The organism is Alistipes sp. An54 (assembly GCF_002159375.1).
Taxonomy (GTDB): domain Bacteria; phylum Bacteroidota; class Bacteroidia; order Bacteroidales; family Rikenellaceae; genus Alistipes; species Alistipes megaguti.
Genome location: NZ_NFIA01000002.1, coordinates 238,948 through 259,545 on the forward strand (window position 1 = coordinate 238,948; position 20,598 = coordinate 259,545).

Genomic DNA, 20,598 nt, shown 5'->3' on the forward strand with positions numbered 1-20,598 from the left:
TTGCCGTACGGCACGGGCCGGCGTCGTTCACCGACCGCTGAATCAGCCCAGTTTTTCCAAGAAGCGGCGGCGGTCCACCACGTAGCGGACGTGCGTCCCCTCGCCGATCAGTCCGACCTCGTCGCGCGCTCCGACGTTGAAGGTCAGTTTGCGCCCCTCAACCGCCGTCAAAACCGCCGTGGCGGTGATCTCGGCCCCCAGTTTCGAAGGCTTCACGTGCGTCGTGTTCATCTCCGAGCCCACGGTCGTCGACCCCTCGGGCAACTCCCCGGCCACGGCCTCCATCGCCGCATGCTCCATCAATGCCACCATCGCCGGCGTGGCAAATACCGCAAGGTCGCCCGATCCCATCGCGGCGGCCGTATTCTCAGCCGTCACCGTCGTGGTGCTGCGGCCCGAAAGTCCTGCTTCAAGCATCTCCTTTTCCTGTTTTGGTTCGTTTTTCTTCATTCGCACACCACTCGCTCCCGACATCCGGATCCGTTCCGCACCCCCAGGATTTGCTTCTCCCGCGAAGTTGTCGTATATTTGCGCAGGTGTGACGCCGGCAAAGATAAGCAAATCGGGCGCAAAAAACGACCTTTCGACGCAATTTTAACCCCGGGCCGCCCGTTTTTCCATCGACTGAACCCCCATTGCCGATCATGAAAAAGTGGTTCCTGCTCCTCTTCCTGATCACGGCCGCACTCCCCGAAGTGATGGCCCAGGGCGGTCGCGGATTCTGGCATCAGGAGTGGGAAGTCCAGAAAAACGGCGACTCCATCGCGCTGGTCCATATCCTGCCCGTCTACGTCTTCAGCCGACCGGTCGACCTGCGACGTTACCGCCGGCTGGTCGATGCCGTGCGAAAGGTATACCCCATCGCCAAGATCGCACGCGCCAAAATGGCCGAAATGGAGGACGAACTCTGCCGCCTCCCAACCAAAAAAGCCCAGAAAGCCTATATCAAGGAGGTGTACAACCAGATCAAGGAGGAGTACACCCCCGTACTGAAACACATGACACGAACCCAGGGCCGCGTCCTGCTCAAACTCATCGACCGCGAAACCGAATACACCGCCTACCAGGTCCTCAAGGAGTTCCGCGGTGGATTCATCGCCGGATTCTGGCAAGGCGTCTCGAAGGTCTTCGGACAGGACCTCAAATCGCAATACGACCGCGAGGGCGAAGACAAGATGATCGAACAAATCATCATCTACTACGAAGCCGGTCTGATCCGCTGACCCGGCCCGGTCCGCAACCCCTCCCCATCGGACAATCCGGACAGTCACCCCCCCGCTCCGGACAAAACCCATCGGGAGTGCTGTCAATATCCGGAAAATATACATTTACAGGACTTTGCGCGTCAAAACGGGATCCAGCCGAATCGGATCGCCCCGCCCCCCAAATCCAACAATAAGCAGATCCGATCATATAAACGAAAATGGCCGAAATAGTTTTCCGGAAACAACGCTCGTAAAATCCGGTTACCAATCGCATCAAAATTTCGTATCAAAAGCATTTTGGCCATTTTTGATTACAATCTGTTACTTTACCCCCCCCCACCACATAAACGATCGACACAACGGGTCATTCAAGAGTTGAGGAAGCCAATCCCCGTTCCTTGCCAAAATTGGCAATCAATCCAAAAAACCGCCCTACAAGGGCATATAAGGCTACTTTTAGTACATTACGTCCCCTCGGCAACCTTCAAGAATCAACCTGTCTCCGCTCCGGGAACTCCTCCTTGTTTTCTGCCAAATTCCCCCTTTTCCGCCCCATTTTCCGAGTTTTGAAAAAAATTTTTTTATATTTTTTTCGCCTTTTAGATTACAAACTGTTATTTCACATTAAAAGACTGTAAAACAAGATATTAAATTATTTCAATAATAGGCGGCAATACACTTTGCCGACAGAAAGATTACATTTCGGTCCATTCACCGGTTTGTTTAAATCATTTATATTATTCACATTTGTGGCGACAGAAAGTAATTTCACTATGCAACAATCAAAAATTCTACTACTGAAATTCGCTTTCCTTTTGTGTTCATTACCCGCCCTGGCCCAGGGGGGGGGAAGTATCACGGTTAGCGGTGTCGTCACATCGGCCGAAGACAAGGCTCCTCTGGTCGGTGTCCACGTACTTTCCGGCAGCACCAGCGGTGTCAGCACCCTCGGCGACGGATCCTACTCCATCGTCGTCACTCCCGGAACAGTTCTCTCCTATCACTACATCGGCTTCAAGGTCGCCGAATTCACCGTCCCCGAGGGAACTGCCAAACTCACTCACGACGTCGAGCTCCAGCCCGAAGCTCAGGCCCTCGACGATGTCGTGGTCATCGCTTACGGTGTCCGCAAAAAGGGAACAATCACCGGTTCGGTCTCAACCGTCAAGGCCGAAAAGGTCGAATCAACTCCTACGGCCGCCTTCGACCAGGCCCTCCAGGGACAGGTCCCCGGTCTGACCGTCATGTCCAGCACCGGTGAACCCAGCGTCGCCGCTACGTTCACCATCCGCGGTACAAACTCCATCAACTCCGGTACCGCCCCCCTGTACATCCTCGACGGTATTCCCATCTCAAGCTCCGACTTCAACGCCATCAACCCCTCCGACATCGAGTCGATCTCCGTCCTCAAGGACGCCTCGTCGACCTCGATCTACGGTTCGCGTGCCTCGAACGGCGTCGTCGTCATCACCACCAAACGCGGTCGAATGGCCGAAAAGCCCATCATCTCCTACCGCATGCAGCTCGGTTTCTCCCAGATCGCCAAGGGCAACTGGGACCTGATGAACACCGAGGAGCGCATCCAGTATGAAAAGGAGATCGGACTGACCGACGGAAAGGACTACAACCTCCTCAGCCAAACCGACGTTTGCTGGCTCGACGAAGTCTACAACAACGCCGCCATGCTCCAGAACTACGAACTCTCCGTGTCGGGCGCCAACGAGAAGACAAACTACTACGTCTCGGGCGGATACTACAGCCAGGAGGGTATCGCCCTGGGCTCGAACTTCGACCGGTACTCCATCCGTGCCAATATCGAACAGCGCGCCGCCAAGTGGCTCAAGATCGGGACCAACACCATGCTCAACTACCAGGATATCGAACAGGCCGACGATGGCGAATACACCCTCGTGACCCCGATCTCCGCCGCCCGATTCATGCTCCCCTACTGGAACCCCTACAACCCCGACGGATCGCTCGCTTCGGTCAACGACGGATCGTGGAAGGGTGACGGACAGAACCCCCTGGAGTGGATCAAGAACAACCAGCGCTCCTACAAGAAATACAAACTCGTGTCGAGCATCTTCGCCGAGGCTACCATCATCGAGGGGCTGACCTTCAAGTCGCAGTTCAACGTCGACTTCTCACACATGACCGGTCTGAGCACCTCGGCCCCGAGCTATGCCCCGAATCTCGGTCAGGGCAACGCCCAGCGCCTCTCGAGCGATGCGTTGACCCTCTCGGTCACCAACACGCTCAACTATCAGTTCCAGAAGGACAAGCACTCGTTCAACTTCCTGCTCGGTCAGGAGGGCGTCAACTACCACTACGAGGGATTCACGCTGCGGGCCGAAGGTCAGAACAACGACAAACTGGTCAACATCACCTCCGGTACGCGCGTCACCTCGTGGAGCGACACGACCGATGACGACTACTCCTACATGTCGGTCTTCGGCCGCGGCGAATACAACTACGACCAGCGTTACTACGCCGACATTGCGCTGCGTACCGACGCCTCGTCGCGTTTCGGTACCGGACACCGCTGGGGCGGTTTCTGGAGCGTCGGCCTGATGTGGAACCTCCGCAACGAAGCTTTCATGGAGAACGTCAGCCGCTGGCTCTCGAACGCACAGATCTCCTTCAGCACCGGTACCTCGGGCAACTCCTCCATCCCCAACTACGAACACCTCGCCCTGGTGAGCGGAGGCCTGAATTACTACGGCGATGCCGGTATGGCCCCCAGCCAGCCCGGTAACGAGGACCTCGGTTGGGAGAAGACCTGGACCACAAACCTCGGTTTCCACTTCGGTTTCTGGAACCGCCTGAACGTCGACTTCGAACTCTACAACAAGCGCACCTCCGACATGCTCATGCAGGTCCCCCAGTCCTACGCCGACAAAGGATACGGCTACTACTGGGACAACATCGGCGTGATGGTCAACCGCGGCGCCGAGGTCAACCTCTCCGGTACGGTCGTCGCCACGAAAGACTTCGCATGGTCGCTCAACGCAAACTTCTCCTACAACAAAAACAAGATCCTCGAACTCTACAACGGCGTGCAGGAGTATGAAATGTCCGCTACGTCGATGAAGCTCGTCGTCGGTCACGACAGCGGCGAATTCTACGTCAACCGCTTCGCCGGCGTCAACCCCGCAAACGGAGACGCCCTCTGGTACACCAAGGACGGCGAAATCACTACCGAAATGCGCGACGAAGACAAGGTGCTCGTCGGCAAGAGCATGAACGCCCCCTGGGCCGGCGGTTTCGGCACGAACCTCTCCTGGAAGGGAATCTCGCTCTCGGCCCAGTTCTCGTGGGTGGCCGACCGCTGGATGATCAACAACGACCGATACTTCGACGAGTCGAACGGCCGCTACAGCGCCTACAACCAGTCGCGCAAGCTGCTCGACCGCTGGAAGAAGCCCGGTGACATCACCGACATCCCGCGTCACGGCGTCTACACCGAGTTTGACGACCGTCTGCTGGAGGATGCCTCGTTCCTGCGTCTGAAAAACCTCATGCTCAGCTACTCGTTCCCCCAGGAACTGCTGCGCAAAACCCGGTTCATCAACGGAATACGAATCTACGCCCAGGCGCAGAACCTCTTCACGTTCACCAAATTCTCGGGCCTCGATCCCGAAGGTATCGGAAACATGTATCAGGCGCAATATCCCATGTCCCGCCAATTCACGTTCGGTCTCGACCTCACGTTCTAATCGACAGCCAATGAATATGTTACGAAATATCAAGTCACTCATCGCCGCGATTCTTCTGGTAGCCGGCACCTCGTCGTGTCTGGACAAACTGCCCGAATCGTCCATCCGTGAAGACGAGGCCATGCAGACCTTCGACGATGCCGAACAGATCGTCACGGGCATCTACGCAGGTCTGATGAGCAGCTCGCTCTTCAGCGGGACCCTTACCGTCATGCCCGACATTCAAGCCGACCTGGCTTACGCCGTCGAAAACTTTTCGAACGTCTACGGCCCCGCATGGCTCTGGAACCTCCTCTCGACCGATCAGGATGTCGAATCGGTCTATGCCGCTCTCTACGGCGTCATCAGCCGCTGCAACTTCTTCCTCGAGCGCGTCGACGCCGTCAAGCAGCAGGAGACCAATTACGAAAACATCGATGCCCTGGACACCTACGCCGGCGAGGTCTACACCATCCGCGCACTCTGCTACTCAAAACTCATCGAGTGCTTCTGCAAGGCATACGACCCCGCAACGGCCGAAAACGAACTCGGCGTCGTCCTGCGTTCGAAGTACTCCACGCCCGAACCCATGAAGCGCGCCTCGCTCAAGGCTTCCTACCAGTTCGTCATCGACGACCTGAACCGTGCCGAAGAGTTGCTGGACAACGACAACGACCAGTACAACACCATCTACGCCACGGCCGCTGCCGCACAGGCCCTCCATGCCCGCGTGGCCCTCTACATGCAGGACTATCAGACGGCCGTCGACTACGCCTCGAAGGTCATCGACAACGAGATGTTCAAGCTGGCCGACGCCAACGAGCAGTACTCATCCACGGATACCTATCTGACCTACATGTGGAACTACGACTCGAGCTTCGAGATCATCTGGAAGGTCGGATTCACGACCACCTCCTACGGCGGCGCCCTGGGTCAGGTGTTCTTCAACGCCAACCGCGACTACACGTACACCTATCCCGACTACGTGCCCGCACAGTGGGTGCTCGACGCCTATGCCGATACGGACCTGCGTTACGACGCCTACTTCAAGGAGTACACCACCGGCTATGCCAACGGACTGACGTGGCCCCTGCTGTACAAGTACTTCGGCAACCAGTCGTTCATCGCCTCGGTAAACCTCTACATGGTCTCGATGCCCAAGCTCTTCCGTCTGGCCGAGCAGTATCTGATCCGTGCCGAGGCCTACTGCAACCTCCCGACGCCCAACTACTCGGCAGCCGGCAAGGATCTCACCACGCTGCGTCAGAAACGTTACTCGGGCGGCGCCGGAGCCATCACCGTCAGCGCCAACAACTGGCTCGAAACCATCTCCGCCGAGCGCGTCCGCGAACTCTACATGGAGGGCTTCCGTCTGAACGACCTCAAACGCTGGCACATGGGATTCGAACGTAAACCCCAGTCGTGCTCGCTCGCCGAAGGCAGCTCGCTCAAGATCGAGGCCGACGACCCGCGTTTCGTTTGGCCCATCCCGCGCCACGAACTCGAATCGCCCGGCGCCGAAATCGAGCCCAACGAGAGCAACAACTAACGCATTCACCGTTTACTAAGACCTTTCAAACATGAGACGAATTACTGTCATACTGTGCACGGCCGCCCTGGGCGGACTCCTCGCCACAGGATGCAACGCGGATAAAAAGACCTACTCCGATGCCGAATACATCATGTTCGCCGACACGATGTCGACCTACAGGGTTTTCCCGGACGAGGCCAGCTTCTCCGTCCCGGTAACCTCGACCGTCGCCTGCGACTACGACCGCACGTTCGCCGTCGAGGCCATCGATCAGGGCAGCAACGCCATCGACGGCTACCACTACCGGATCCTATCCAATACCATTACCATCAAGGCCGGTGAACGTACCGCCAATGTCGAAATCGCCGGGTGCTACGATCATATTCAGGATACCGACTCGCTGGGATTCAAACTCCATCTGGTGATGCCCGACCAGCTCCGCTGGACGAGCCTCTATCCCGAGAGCGACTACACGAAGGTTGTCCTCTACAAGGGCTGCAACTATGATCTGGATACGTTCAGCGGCTGGTGCGTCGTCACGTCGCTGCTGCTCTACGACTACCCCAGCGCACTGGACACCAACTACCAGCGGCTCATCTACACCGAAAAGCACCCCACGGAACCCAACACCATCATCCTGCACGACTTCCTCTACAACGGATACGATGTCACGATGCGTCTGACGAACGACGATCCCAACAATCCGATCATTGAGATGGATGAAGACCAGGTCCTCAGCGACGAGCAGACCGTCTTCGGACAGATCAACGGCGATGACAAGATCCTCGGTACCGTCAGCCCCTACTACGACTCGTATTACAATACGTGCCAGAAATCCATCTCCGCCTGGCTCTACGTATATATAAAGAACGTCGGAACCATGGTGGGTGCGGTCGGACACTACTACAACACCCTGGAGTGGGTATCGCTCGAGGAGGCCGTCCGGCTCAAAACCGAAGAGAACATGTCAGGGGCACGCGATCCGCGCGAGGATCCGAACTACCCCGGGAATGCCCAAGAATGAGAAACCCGAAAATTCCATCCAAATTCTCATTCTCCAATTATAGTACCACTAAACGCAATGTCTTATGAAAAACACGATTTTATATTGGACATCGGTTCTGTTGGCGAGTTCAGCCCTGATACTCTCCGGCTGCAAGTCGGAGGACGACAGCGTTGATACACCGATCACTCCCGCGTTCCCGGAGCTGCTGCAGGCGACCATTCCCGCCGGTGAGAACTCCTGCGCCGTGACCTTCACCCCCAACATGGACTGGAGCGCGTCGATCCCCACCGACGAGGTAACTTCACGCTGGTTCACACTCCGCTACGACCCCTTCGAAGGCGTATCCGTATCCGGAAAAGCCAGCACGGAGCCCGTCACCCTATATGTCGAATCCATCTCCACGGGAACCTTCGACGAAAACCCCGTCTGCGAGGTCTCGCTCACGATGAACGGCCAAACCAAGGTTATCGCCCAGATCACCCGCGGCAACAAGGCCCGCGAATTCGAACTCTACGCCTCGGAGTACAACAAGACGGATGATTCCACAAAGGATGATTTCACCATCCCCTATGTCTACCCGGAGACCGCTCTGAAGAAATACTCCGGTCCAGATCAGGACTCCGGAGATATCGTAGAGCTGAAATGGCCCTTCCGCGTAAGCAGTTTCATGTATGTCTTCAAGGCCAAGGGCAACTTCAACTGGCTGATCTCGAAACCCGAGGGGCTGGAGATCTCCTCAATGGCCATTGCGGATGATCCCGGCAGCTACCAGATCACCGTCACCGGTGACTTCTCCGCAACCAATCTGGACACCCACACGGCCGTAATCGACTTCTACGACAAGTCCATCAACCGCGATGAGGATCCCGGAAACAACGCCCACAACCGATATTGTCTGCGCATCCCCGGATTCCGCGACATCGTCCGCCATCCGTTGGCCAACACCAACGCCACCTTCACCTTCAACAACGAAGGCAAGTATATCAGCAACTCACTGGGGAACGAAACCATCTCGGAAAATCTCTCCACGACGGTTTCCAGTACGGAAGGGCTGGCCTTCTACGTGGCCGAGGAGACTGAGTATGGATATGTATTCAAACAGGGCCCGGCACAATGGGTGACCATCGCCGACACATGGAACTCCGAACTCGAAGACGTTTTTCAGGAGCACCAGTACACCGTGACGGTAGCTCCCAACGAAACCGGAGCCGCCCGTACGGCCAAGCTGATCGCCCTGCCCAAGAGTCTGGCCGATGAACTGCAGGATGATGATCCATTTAACATGCTGGAGGGGACGGACTTCAAGGCGGAGTACAAGCCCTACGTCTATGCTACCATCGAACAGAGCGACGCTTCGTCCAGCGGCGATACCGACGATTTCATCACCATCAACCCGGAGGTACAAGACCGCTTCGAGGGTTCAGATGCCATTGCAACCCTTACCAAGCTCGATCCGGACAAGGAGGACGACTTCCAGTTCTTCATGGATCACATGGACGATAGCCACATCGTCAACTATGCCGAAGGCTGGATGAACAAAAATTACCCGGTCTATCTACTGACCTGCAAGGCCAATCCGATGCAGTCGAACGACCCCGATCGCGGTATCGGCATTCTCTTCGCAGAGGCCACTTACAATCAGATCAAGATAGATCCCGAAGGAACCACATGGTTGGCATGCGAACCGATGGAGGCTGTCAATGGGAAGACCGAGCTTTTCATCAGCACGGAGGGAATGAGTGGTACGGATACGGCCCAGAAAGGAGATACGGCAACCATCGTGTTCCAGGAACTCGCTCCCGAAGGTTGGGTAAAAGGTACGCTCGGTGTTATTATCGTCGTCCATGACTACGGTTCTGAACCTGCACAAGGTGAAGGCACAGGCGGCGAGTCTTCGGCAACTGACGCTTTCTGACACTGCAAAAACAGGGGCCCCGTTGAATGGGCCGGGGTCCCTGTTTTCAAAATACGATGATTAAAGAGTTTACAAGACACAAGTTTTCCATGAAACTTTTCAATATCAAATCCTTATTCGCCTTCGTCGTCTCCTGCGCCGCGCTCTGCTCCGCAGCCTGCTCCGACGACGACGGTATCGACAACCGCGAGCTCGAATACGGCTATGTCCAGTTCAAGCTCTACAAGGAGGCCTCCTATCCGCAAACACAGGATGCCCAGCGCCTCTCGCGTGCCGACCAGACCGACCACATGGTCGATCAGCTCGACTACCTCTCCCAGGCCTGCAAGCTCCGGATCAGACTCCTGTCCGGATCGACGACCATCTCGCAGACCCTTACCCTCTCGGCCACCAGCAGCGAAGCTGCCGAGTTCGGCCTGCGCAGCGACAAACTCGAACTCATGGCCGGTGACTATCAGATCATCTCGTTCATCCTCTACGATATCACCGATACCCCGATCTACAGCGGTACGGTCTCCGACAACCGGCTTTCGGTCGTCGCCGGCGGCCTGACCATCCATGACCTTACGGCAAACGTCGCCCCCCGCGGAAAGGTCCGTTTCAACCTCGTAAAGGATATCTCGGAACTCACCGGGAAATGGAACGCTACACGAAGCTCATCCCGCAACCGCGAATATACCTTCGACGAAATCGCCTACTTCGACGTCTCCGTCCACAAGATCGACTCCGACGAAGAGGAAATCACCTTCACAAACCTGAAGGCGAACTTCGACGTTCACTTCGACGAAGAGAATGCCGAAAGCGACAAATTCGGATACCAGACCTCGTCGATCACCTGTGACTCGCTCCTTTTCCTCCCCGCAGGAAACTACGAAATCACCGGCCTGGTCACCTACGACACCAACAAACTCCTGCTCGAAACCATCTCCGGCGGAATCCCCGAGAAGTACAACTTTACGGTCTCGGACAACGAGACGATCGATGCCAAAGCCCCCGTCACCATGCAGGAGGCCGATGAGTACATTCAGGACGGATACGCCCTGAAGGCCATCTGGGAGGCCCTCGACGGCCCGAACTGGTACTACGGCGGTGAGGACTACAACAAGGGCTGCAACTGGGACTTCAACAAGTCGCCCGACCTGTGGATCGATCAGCCCGGTGTCGAGGTCCACTCGAACGGCCGTGTGGCCAAGCTCGTGCTCAGCGAGTTCGGAATCAGCGGCGACATGCCCGCCGCTATCGGTCAGCTCACCGAGCTCGTCGAACTCTACCTCGGTTCGCACAGCGATACCAACACCGGCACCTACGACCCGATGCTCGACCAGTCGAAGTCGCTCGAAGACCGCAATCGAAACCGGCTCGCCTACAACAAGCAGTATCTGGCAGCCACGCACATCCAGCCCCAGATGTCCTATCCCTGCGCCCTGGCCCTCAAAGAGCACAACCTCACCAGCCCGGCCATCTATCTCTATGAGCAGGGCTACACCGAGAACCAGATCTTTGACCGCAAGAGCGGCCGCCAGATAGAAATCCAACCCAAGGATGTCATCGCCGGACGTTTCTGCAACAACCTCAAGAGCCTGCCCGACGAAATCGGCAACCTGACCAAGCTCGAGTATCTCTACATCGCCAACAGCCCCATCTCGAATATCCCCACGACGATCGCCAAACTCGCGTCGTGCACGCTGCTCGAGATCTACAACTGCCCCAACCTCCACGGCCTGCCCAAAGAGGTCGGCGACATGCCCGCCCTGGTACAGGTCAACATCTCCTGCAACCAGGGTACCGCCCAGCATCCCGGTTGGACGGCCGACGAGATCTCCCAGTCGATCGGATACCTGGCCAATGGCAAGTCGCAGGATCTGATCCAGATGTTCTATGCCCGCGACAACAACCTCGAGAAGTTCCCCGAGGATGTCAAGCAGATGGAGCGCCTCAGCCTGCTCGATCTGGCCAACAACAAGATCAAGGGCGTGATTCCCGCGTTAGGCAACAACTTCATGCCCTCGGAGCTCTACTTCGAGAACAATGAAATCACCGGTTTCGGAACCGAAACGGTCAACGGCCGCCGCATCTTCTGCAACACCGACAACCTGGAGACCTTCTCCGCTTCGTACAACAAGCTTAAGAAGGTCCCCGACATCTTCACCAGCGACACCCCCTACTACGTGTCGAGCGTTTCGCTGGGCTACAACGAGATCGACGGTTTCGAAAACCAGGACAACGGCTATCAGGGTATCAACGTCACGACCTTCACCCTCTCGGGCAACCGGATCAAGACCTATCCCGCCTGCATGGCCAAGAGCCAGTCGCGGATCAGCTACATCCTGCTGGCCGGAAACGGTCTGGAGGGTTTCGAGAAGGACTGCTTCACCTCCCCCAAACCCGAAAACCAGGCTAACCTGATCTCCATCGACCTGACCTACAACCGGATCAAGGAGCTTCCGGATGATTTCCATGCCGGAAACATGCCTTACCTCTACGGTGTGGACCTCTCCTACAACGCCTTCTCGAAGTTCCCCTGGGAACCGACCGACGCCCTCACGCTGACGGTCTATGCCGTCCGCGGCCAGCGCGACGACAACGGCAACCGCTGTCTGAAGGAGTGGCCCACGGGCATCTACAAGCACACCGGTCTGCGCGGTCTCTATCTGGGGTCGAACGACCTGCGCAAAGTCGACGACACGATCTCCTATCTGATCTACAACCTCGATATCAGCGACAACCCCAACATCACGTTCGACGCTACGGACATCTGCTACTACTGGCAAGCCGGAGCGTATACCCTGACCTACGACAAAACGCAGAATATCATCAACTGTCCTGAAATGCTCGAATAACCATGAAAGTACGCAATCATATCTTACTCGCGCTGCTTGCCGTCGCCTTCATGGCCTCCTGCTCCGAGGCCGACAAGACGATCGAGTTCGGGGTCGACAACAATTCGATCGACATCGAAGCCGTCGGCGGCACCCGTAAAGTCAACGTATCGGCCGGCGAAAACTGGGTCGCTACCTCCTCCGCACCCTGGATCACCGTATTGCCCGCAAACGGCAGCGGTTCGAAAGAGTGCAGCCTGATTATCGACTCCGCCATCACCACCTCGCCTCGCGACGGTTATGTCCTCTTTATCAATACCGACAACAACACCGAATACAAGCGTGTCGACGTATCGCAGAAGGGTTTCGACTATGCCATCACCCTTGATGAGCCATCGGTAAACATCGAAAACTATGCAACGCTCGACAAACGCTACTTCGACGTGAAGGTGAAAACCAATGTCGCCTTCAATGTCAAGGTCGTCGACGAAGAGACCGGAGCCGAACCCAGTTGGATCGATGTCGGTCAGTTCAACGTCAACCTCGACCACGGCCGTCGCCCCCGCGAAGTCTCCCTGCGCATCACCTGGGGGATCAACTCCACCCCGATGCAGCGCAATGCCCGCCTCTCGTTCACGCCTGCCGAAACGGATGTCAAACTCGACCGGAACGACGAACTGACCATCAACCAAGATGCCGCTGAACGCATCGTCACAGGACGCGGCGGTGACTCCATAGCCCTGCTCGGCATTGCCCGGTCGCTCGAAGTCTGGGCCTCCGATTGGGAAAGCTCCGGCGAAAGAATGGACAACTGGGACGGCGTAGTTCTCTGGGAAGAGGGCATGACCGGATACGTCGATTCGCTGAAGGGCCGTGTCAAGTCGGCCGAGTTCACCTCGTTCTCCACCAAGGAGGGCATCCCCTACGAGGTGCAGTATCTGACCGCTGCCGAAGAACTCAGGTTCTACAGCAACGTGAATACCTTCCAGCTCAACCTCGGCACGGGTCCCTACATCTGTGAACTCACGCAGCTCAAACGGCTGACGATCGGTGCATACGGTCTGACCGAACTCGACGAAAACTTCACCAAACTGAAGAACCTCGAGTACCTCGATCTGAGCAGCAACAATTTCGAACAGGTGCCTGCCGTCATCAACCCGGAGAACTTCCCGAAGCTCCATGCACTGCGAATGGCCAACAACCAGCGACTGCTCATCTATGACCTGAGCAACAGCATCTCGACCAACTTCGGCGGTCTCTATCAGCATACCAAGTACGATTCGGCCCAGGAGACCTTCGGCGAATTCCCCACGTGGCTGCTCAAGTGGGAGCCCGACGCGGCAAAGGGAATCGCGGGTCTCGACACGCTGAACCTCTCGGTAAACTACCTCCAGGGTTCAATCCCCGATTTCAAGGATGACGCCACGATCGGTTATTACGACGATGAAGATTTCATCCGGCCCGACACCATCCCGGCCATACATGTCAAACGCGTCATGCCCCAGTTGAAGATGTTCGCCCTGAACCTCAACCGTCTGACCGGAGAGCTGCCCGAATGGATCCTCTACCACCCGGCTCTCGACTGGTGGGACCCCTACACCCTGCTTTTCACTCAGGAAGGCAAGGACGAAAAGGGTAACCTGGCAGGTTTCTCCAATACGCCCGTAAACCTGAACTATTACTACGAAAAGTACACCAAGAAGGAGATGGCCGGCAGTTCCAGCGACCAGGAGACGGGAACCGACTCCGGATCCCAGACCGGCAGCCGTTAACACCATGATCTGACAGACAATATGAAAATGAACAAATATCTTGTATCGGCCCTCAGCGTCGTGGCGCTGTTCGCCTTCCATGCCTGCTCGACCGAAGATCTCGTCGAACCCTCCGCCTCCAACACTCAGTCGGAGCCCACGGAGATGAGCGGTGAGGTCATCGTGAAGTTCGACCCCGCGGTCAGCGATCTGCTCGATGAACGCGGCCTGGCTCAGACCCGCAGCGACGCCGCTGCAACCCGAAGCGGTATCTACTCCGTGGACGAGGTGCTCGACATGCTCGGCGAGTGCCAGCTCGAACGCGTATTCCCGGTCGACGCCCTCCACGAAGAACAGACCCGTCAGGCCGGTCTCCATCTGTGGTATGTCGTCCGCTTCAGCGACAAGTACAGCGTCGAGGAGGTCGTCGACCGCCTCTCGACGCTCGGCGAGGTCCAGACCGCCACGCCCAACCGCACCATCAAACGGGCCTATCGCACCGACCGGAAGCCTATCCCCTTCCCCAAGGAGCTGCTCAATGCCCCCGCAACCCGTGCCGAGGGTGAGAACGGATACGTTTACAACGACCAGCTCCTCAAATGGGAGTGGCACATGATCAACCGCGGCTATCAGGACCACTTCACCATCGATGCCGAGGAGGATGCCGAGGTAGCCAAAGCCAAGTTCCAGATCGGTGCCGACGTCCACTGCGAAAAGGCCTGGGAGCGTACGACGGGTGATCCGTCGATCATCGTGGCCGTGCTCGACGAGGGCATCTACTTCCGCCACCCCGACCTGCAGTACAACATGTGGGAGAACGAGGGAGAAACCTACGGCTCACACAAGGACAACGACGGCAACGGATATGTCGGCGACTACTACGGATACGACTTCATCAACAATACGGGAATCATCTCCTGCGACAAGTCGGCCGATACGGGCCACGGAACCCACGTGGCCGGTGTGATCGCCGCCCGAAACAACAACGGAATCGGCATCACCTCGATCGCCGGCGGCACGGAGGAGAATCCCGGCGTGAAGATCATGTCCTGCCAGATCTTCTCCGGAGACGTCTCGAGCAATACGGTCAGCCTGGCCCGCGCCATCAAGTACGCGGCCGATAACGGGGCCGTCATCCTGCAGTGCAGCTGGGGCTACACCTCCGGTACGGCCAACGGCTATGAAAACACCCCGGGATTCGCCACCCAGGAGGAGTGGGAGACCAACTGCCCGCTGGAGAAGGCTTCGCTCGACTACTTCGTCCACAACGCCGGTTCGCCCAACGGACCCATCGAAGGCGGTATTCCCGTCTTTGCGTCGGGTAACGAGTATGCCCCCTCGGCCGGATTCCCCGGCGCCGCGGACTATTGTGTCTCGGTGAATGCCATCGCCGCCGACTACACCATCTCGACCTTCTCGAACTACGGCCCCGGTTCGAACATCTCCGCTCCCGGCGGCGATCAGGACTACTACTTCGACTATGTCAATGTGGCCGATGACAACCAGAATCCCGCCTACACGGCAGCACGCGGCGCCGTCGGATGCGTCCTCTCGACGCTGCCGCCGCAGGTCAGCGACCAAACCGAATACGGCTACATGGAGGGTACCTCGATGGCCTGCCCCCACGTATCGGGTGTCGCCGCCCTGGGCCTCTCCTACGCCGTCAAGCTGCGCAAGCACTTCACCGCCGCCGAGTTCCGCAAACTGCTCGTCGAAAGCGTTACCCCGATCGACGACTACCAGACCGGGAACAAGAAGTATTACCACTATGTGAGCGATATGGGCAAGAACTATCCCAAGATCATCCAGTTGTCGCAGTATGTCGGCAAGACCGGCGGTCTGGTCAATGCCGACAAGCTCCTGGCCGCCATCGAGGGCGAAGAGGCCGGTACGGCCGTCACCTTCCCGAACATCTACCTCGGAATCGGGGCGGAGAATGCCGTCAAGGAGGATCCCGCCCGCTACTTCGTCAACGGAGAAAGCCTCTCCTACACGCTCAAGATCGACAATACCTCGGTCGCAACGGGCGAAATCAAGGAGGGCAAAGCCGTCTTCACCGGCCTGAAGGAGGGGGTAACGACCGCCTCGATCGAAGCCAACGGCACGGTACAGAAATTCAACATCACCGTCCGCAAGACGGCCAACGGTAACGGCTGGCTCTAATTCGGAGAAGGAAGGCTTATGCCCGGAAGATCGCTCATAACGAAGATTCTGGTCCCGATGGGGATGGCGGCGGCACTCGGCGCCGCCTCCCCCGTCCGGGGACAGTTTCACATCGTTCCCCGTCAGCGGCTCGACAGCATGGCCAACCCCGCACTGGCCAACGGCGCTCAGGCAATGCGGTTCGTCGCCAAACGGATCGAAACCGGTCCGATCGGCGAAGACGACGGCCCGAAAAACTACCGCTTCGAGTGGCAGAACGTCGGCGACAAACCCCTGGTCATCACCCGCATCACGACCACGTGCGGCTGCGCCGCCCCGTCGTGGGACCGCCAGCCGGTCAAACCCGGAGAGAAGGCGACGGTTACCGTCACCTACCACCCCAAAGGCCATCCCGGCAGCTTCACGCGGAAGATCTTCCTCTTCACGCAACTCGCCGCGAATGCGCCGACGGCCATCCTCGAACTCTCCGGCGAGGTGATCCCCTCGGCCCGTCCGACCTACGCCTACCCCCATGCCCGCGGGAATCTGCTCCTCAAGCAGGAGGCGATCCACCTCGACCCGCAGCTGAAGGCCGTCGAACGAATCGAGTGCCTCAACGGCGGAAACGACACCCTGCGCATCGGCGTCGATACGCGGATCCTGCCCCCCTGCATCCGGGCCGGATTCAAGCCCGAGGTGCTCCGGCCGGGAGAGATCGGCGAGCTGATCGTGCAGTTCGATCCGACGGCCGGCCGTGCCCCCCAGCGGGTGCCGCTCTTCCTGCGCGGTGTGGGGCTCCCGCCCTCGCAAAGCGCCGTGACGGTCTACTTCGACCCTGCCACCAACGAATCCAAATCTGTGAACAACAACTAACGAAATATGAAAAATCTGCTCAAAATCTCGCTCCTGATGCTCTTCGCATTCGGCCTGACCGCCTGCGATGACGACAAAAGCTACGACGACCCCGGACTCGAAGTCTCGCTCTACAACCTCTCCGGTACGTGGAAACTCGACTCCTGGAACAACGGCGAAGCCCTGGCCGACGGCAGCTACGTCTACATCGAGCTCTCCTACCGCGACGGAAACGAGTTCACCATCTACCAGAATCTCGACAGCTTCGGTCCCCGCCGGATCACCGGTGTCTACAACCTCTCGACCGACGAATCCCTCGGCTCGGTCATCCGCGGCATGTACGACTACGAGAACGGAGACTGGAACCATCGCTACATCATCCGCGACCTCTTCTCCGACCGCATGACCTGGATCGCCACCGACGACGCCCGGAATGTCTCCGTCTACAAGCGTTGCCCGGGCGTGCCGCAGGAGATCCTCGATGCCTACAAGGACGAAATCGAGGCCGAAGAGAGCGAAAAATAGACCGAACCGAACACCCCTGCGGCAGATGCGCCCCGCGGCGCACCCCGCACAGGCCATCCCGAGACGGGGAGCGACATGCATGCACGTCGCTCCCCGTTTTTTCGCGGCCGACCGATCGCGCTCACGGGACAATTTTCCCGGCCCCGGATTGCGCTTTCTGAATTTCTTATTAACTTTGCGCTTTGGAAACCAAAACGCTCGAAATCCTTTTTAAGAAATATGTTCGAAAACCTTACCGATAAACTCGAACGGTCGTTCAAAATCCTCAAGGGCGAAGGCCGCATCACGGAAATCAACGTCGCCGAAACCCTCAAGGAGATCCGTCGCGCCCTGATCGACGCCGACGTCAACTACAAGGTCGCCAAGTCGTTCACCGACGAGGTCAAGCAGAAGGCTCTGGGACAGAACGTCCTCACGGCCGTCAAGCCCGGGCAGATGCTCACGAAGATCGTCCGCGACGAACTCGCCGCCCTGATGGGTGGTACGGCTACGGATATCCGGCTGGAGGGTACGCCCGCCGTCGTGCTGATCGCCGGTCTGCAGGGTTCCGGTAAGACGACCTTCTCCGGAAAGCTCGCCGCCATGCTCAAAAGCAAGAAGGGACGTCAGGTGCTGCTGGTGGCCGGCGACGTCTACCGTCCCGCGGCCATCGACCAGCTGAAGGTCCTCGGTGAGCAGATCGGCGTCGAGGTCTACACCGAAGAGGGAAACAAAAACCCCGTGGAGATCGCCCGGCACGCCATTCAGTATGCCCGGCAGAAGAACTGCAACGTCGTGATCGTCGATACGGCCGGCCGTCTGGCCGTCGACGAAGCCATGATGCAGGAGATCACGGCCATCAAGGCCGCCATAAAACCCTCCGAGACGTTGTTCGTCGTCGATGCCATGACCGGTCAGGACGCCGTAAACACGGCCAAGGAGTTCAACGACCGGTTGGATTTCGACGGCGTCGTACTGACCAAGCTCGACGGTGATACGCGCGGCGGTGCCGCCATCTCGATCCGTTCGGTGGTCAACAAGCCCCTGAAATTCATCTCCAGCGGCGAGAAAATGGATGCCCTGCAGGTCTTCCACCCGGAGCGCATGGCCGATCGAATCCTCGGCATGGGTGATGTCGTCTCGCTCGTCGAGCGCGCCCAGGAGCAGTTCGACGAGGAGGAGGCCCGCAAACTCAAAAAGAAACTCGTCAAGGATCAGTTCAACTTCAACGACTTCATCGCACAGATCCAGCAGATCAAGAAGATGGGCAACCTGAAGGATCTGGCCTCGATGCTTCCGGGCATGGGCAAGCTGCTCAAGAATGTCGACATTCCGGACGACGTCTTCAAGCAGACCGAGGCGATCATCTCCTCGATGACCCCCGCCGAGCGCGAACACCCCGAGATCATCAACGCCCGGCGCCGCGAACGCATCGCAAAGGGCTCGGGAACGACCGTGGCCGACGTCAACCGCCTGATGAAGCAGTTCGACGACACGCGCAAGATGATGAAAGCCGTAGCCGGCGGCGGCATGAAGATGCCCAAAATGCCCGGCATGATGCGGCGGCGGTAATAATCTGTCGGACAAAAATAGAAAGCCTCTGTCTCTTACAAAAGACAGAGGCTTTAATATAACAAATTACATTAAAAAAGTTTGCTTACTTTTCTCCAAGAGTGCGTTCCTCCACAAGGGCACTTTCCATAAAGAGGTGTCATAGGACTAATCGCCTGAGTGCCGCATTTTGAGCACTGCCATTGCCAAACTGCAATCATAACATTCATTCATTATTATAATTCTGCCCTTCAAATATGTGCATATAAAAAACGTGGGACAGAACTTTTGCTTGCCTTTCGAGGTTCTGGAATAACCGTGCACAACAAACAGAGTAAAGCCCACGCAGTACGTGAGCGTTTACACCTTACGCTTGTTGTGCTTGAAATTTTCCAGATTTCGAAAGACAAGTGTAAAGCTAACGCTTTTTATATGTTCGTGCCGGCGCTTTTCGTGCGGGGACGGCACATAATAAGTTTCGTAAAACTGAATTTCAATCCTTTATTGTTTCATAGGCAAGTGTTTTATGTTTGTCCTGCACAAAAATACTAAAAAAATCGTACCTTTGGACCATTAAATAGAAATTTATCCCGCAACATGCATAAATCGGGCTTCGTCAATATCATCGGAAATCCCAACGTCGGAAAATCAACGCTCATGAACGCCCTGGTCGGCGAACGGCTCTCGATCATCACCTCCAAGGCCCAGACTACCCGTCACCGAATCATGGGTATCGTATCGGGCGACGACTTCCAGATCGTCTACTCCGATACCCCGGGGATCCTCAAACCCGCCTACAAACTCCAGGAGTCGATGATGAAATTCGTCAACGGCGCCCTGACGGATGCCGACGTCATCCTCTACGTCACCGACACCGTCGAACAGAGCGACCGCTCGGCCCAGATCCTCGAGAACATCCGCCACAGCGGGATTCCCGCCATCGTCGTTATCAACAAGATCGACCTCTCGAACCCCGCGGCTCTCGACACCCTGGTCGAAAAGTGGCACCAGATCCTCCCCGAAGCCCGGATCGTCCCCGTCTCGGCCAAGGAGCAGTTCAACCTCGAGGGGCTCTTCAAGACCATCCTCGAACTGCTGCCCGAAGGCCCCGCCTTCTACCCCAAGGATACACTCACGGACAAAACCCTGCGATTCTTCGCCTCGGAGATCATTCGCGAAAAGATCCTCCGCTTCTACGACAAGGAGATCCCCTACTGCTGCGAAATCGAAATCGAAAGCTACAAGGAGGAACCCACGATCGACCGCATCTCGGCCACGATCTTCGTCTCGCGCGAATCGCAGAAGGGGATCATCATCGGACACAAGGGCGAAAAACTCAAACGCGTCGGGCAGGCCGCACGCGAAGACATGGAGCAGTTCCTCGGCAAGAAGGTCTTCCTGCAGCTCTTCGTCAAGGTCAGCGACGACTGGCGGAACAACGATCGGCAGCTCCGCCGCTTCGGATACGAAACCGAATAGCCGACCGCCCGGCCCGGGGCAACACTCCCGGGGCCCGTCCCGCACTCGCGCGTAAAGGCCGGCGGGAAGGTAAGGGGACGGGAAGGGTCGCGTGAGACCCGGGCCACAATCGCGCGTGAAGGCTTGGGAAGGGGCTCCGGACCGCAGT

At 57.5% G+C, this 20,598-nt stretch carries 13 protein-coding genes; 12 read left to right on the forward strand and 1 reads right to left on the reverse strand.

What is annotated here, in order from left to right:
- Positions 1 to 42: 42 nt before the first annotated feature.
- Positions 43 to 417, reverse strand: a complete 375-nt coding sequence (locus tag B5G09_RS03395) for a thioesterase family protein (protein ID WP_087309307.1) — start codon at positions 415 to 417, stop codon at positions 43 to 45.
- Between the two features lie 227 nt (positions 418 to 644).
- Between B5G09_RS03395 and B5G09_RS03400 the strand changes: the two genes are divergently transcribed.
- From B5G09_RS03400 to era, 12 genes are all read left to right on the forward strand, one after another.
- Complete coding sequence (locus B5G09_RS03400; RefSeq protein WP_087309189.1) at positions 645 to 1,223, forward strand: DUF4294 domain-containing protein; 579 nt, start codon at positions 645 to 647, stop codon at positions 1,221 to 1,223.
- 755 nt (positions 1,224 to 1,978) lie between these two features.
- On the forward strand, positions 1,979 to 4,921 hold the full coding sequence (locus B5G09_RS03405) for a TonB-dependent receptor (protein WP_087404029.1): 2,943 nt from the start codon (positions 1,979 to 1,981) through the stop codon (positions 4,919 to 4,921).
- Positions 4,922 to 4,937: 16 nt separating this feature from the next.
- The gene (locus tag B5G09_RS03410) at positions 4,938 to 6,449 is read left to right on the forward strand and encodes a RagB/SusD family nutrient uptake outer membrane protein (protein WP_206384412.1); all 1,512 of its coding nucleotides are present in this window, start codon (positions 4,938 to 4,940) and stop codon (positions 6,447 to 6,449) included.
- A 31-nt stretch (positions 6,450 to 6,480) separates the two neighbouring features.
- A complete protein-coding gene (locus B5G09_RS03415) occupies positions 6,481 to 7,455 on the forward strand; it encodes a DUF4984 domain-containing protein (RefSeq protein WP_087404031.1) in 975 nt (324 codons plus the stop codon).
- A 64-nt stretch (positions 7,456 to 7,519) separates the two neighbouring features.
- Entirely contained in the window at positions 7,520 to 9,352 is a 1,833-nt protein-coding gene (locus B5G09_RS03420; protein WP_143256466.1) for a hypothetical protein, read from the forward strand.
- Between the two features lie 89 nt (positions 9,353 to 9,441).
- Complete coding sequence (locus B5G09_RS03425) at positions 9,442 to 12,192, forward strand: DUF4458 domain-containing protein (RefSeq protein WP_087404033.1); 2,751 nt, start codon at positions 9,442 to 9,444, stop codon at positions 12,190 to 12,192.
- 2 nt (positions 12,193 to 12,194) lie between these two features.
- Positions 12,195 to 13,943 (forward strand): BACON domain-containing carbohydrate-binding protein, encoded by a 1,749-nt coding sequence (locus tag B5G09_RS03430; protein ID WP_206384407.1) that lies wholly within the window; start codon positions 12,195 to 12,197, stop codon positions 13,941 to 13,943.
- A gap of 27 nt (positions 13,944 to 13,970) precedes the next feature.
- On the forward strand, positions 13,971 to 16,085 hold the full coding sequence (locus B5G09_RS03435) for a S8 family serine peptidase (RefSeq protein ID WP_241147556.1): 2,115 nt from the start codon (positions 13,971 to 13,973) through the stop codon (positions 16,083 to 16,085).
- 18 nt (positions 16,086 to 16,103) lie between these two features.
- Positions 16,104 to 16,937, forward strand: a complete 834-nt coding sequence (locus tag B5G09_RS03440; protein ID WP_241147557.1) for a DUF1573 domain-containing protein — start codon at positions 16,104 to 16,106, stop codon at positions 16,935 to 16,937.
- 6 nt (positions 16,938 to 16,943) lie between these two features.
- A complete protein-coding gene (locus tag B5G09_RS03445) occupies positions 16,944 to 17,441 on the forward strand; it encodes a lipocalin family protein (RefSeq protein ID WP_087309181.1) in 498 nt (165 codons plus the stop codon).
- A gap of 219 nt (positions 17,442 to 17,660) precedes the next feature.
- Positions 17,661 to 18,992: a signal recognition particle protein gene (gene ffh, locus B5G09_RS03450; RefSeq protein WP_087404036.1), complete on the forward strand. Its 1,332-nt coding sequence runs from the start codon at positions 17,661 to 17,663 to the stop codon at positions 18,990 to 18,992.
- 576 nt (positions 18,993 to 19,568) lie between these two features.
- Positions 19,569 to 20,450 carry a GTPase Era gene (era, locus tag B5G09_RS03455; RefSeq protein WP_087404037.1) on the forward strand — a complete coding sequence of 294 codons (882 nt, stop codon included), beginning with the start codon at positions 19,569 to 19,571 and terminating at the stop codon, positions 20,448 to 20,450.
- Positions 20,451 to 20,598: the final 148 nt, after the last annotated feature.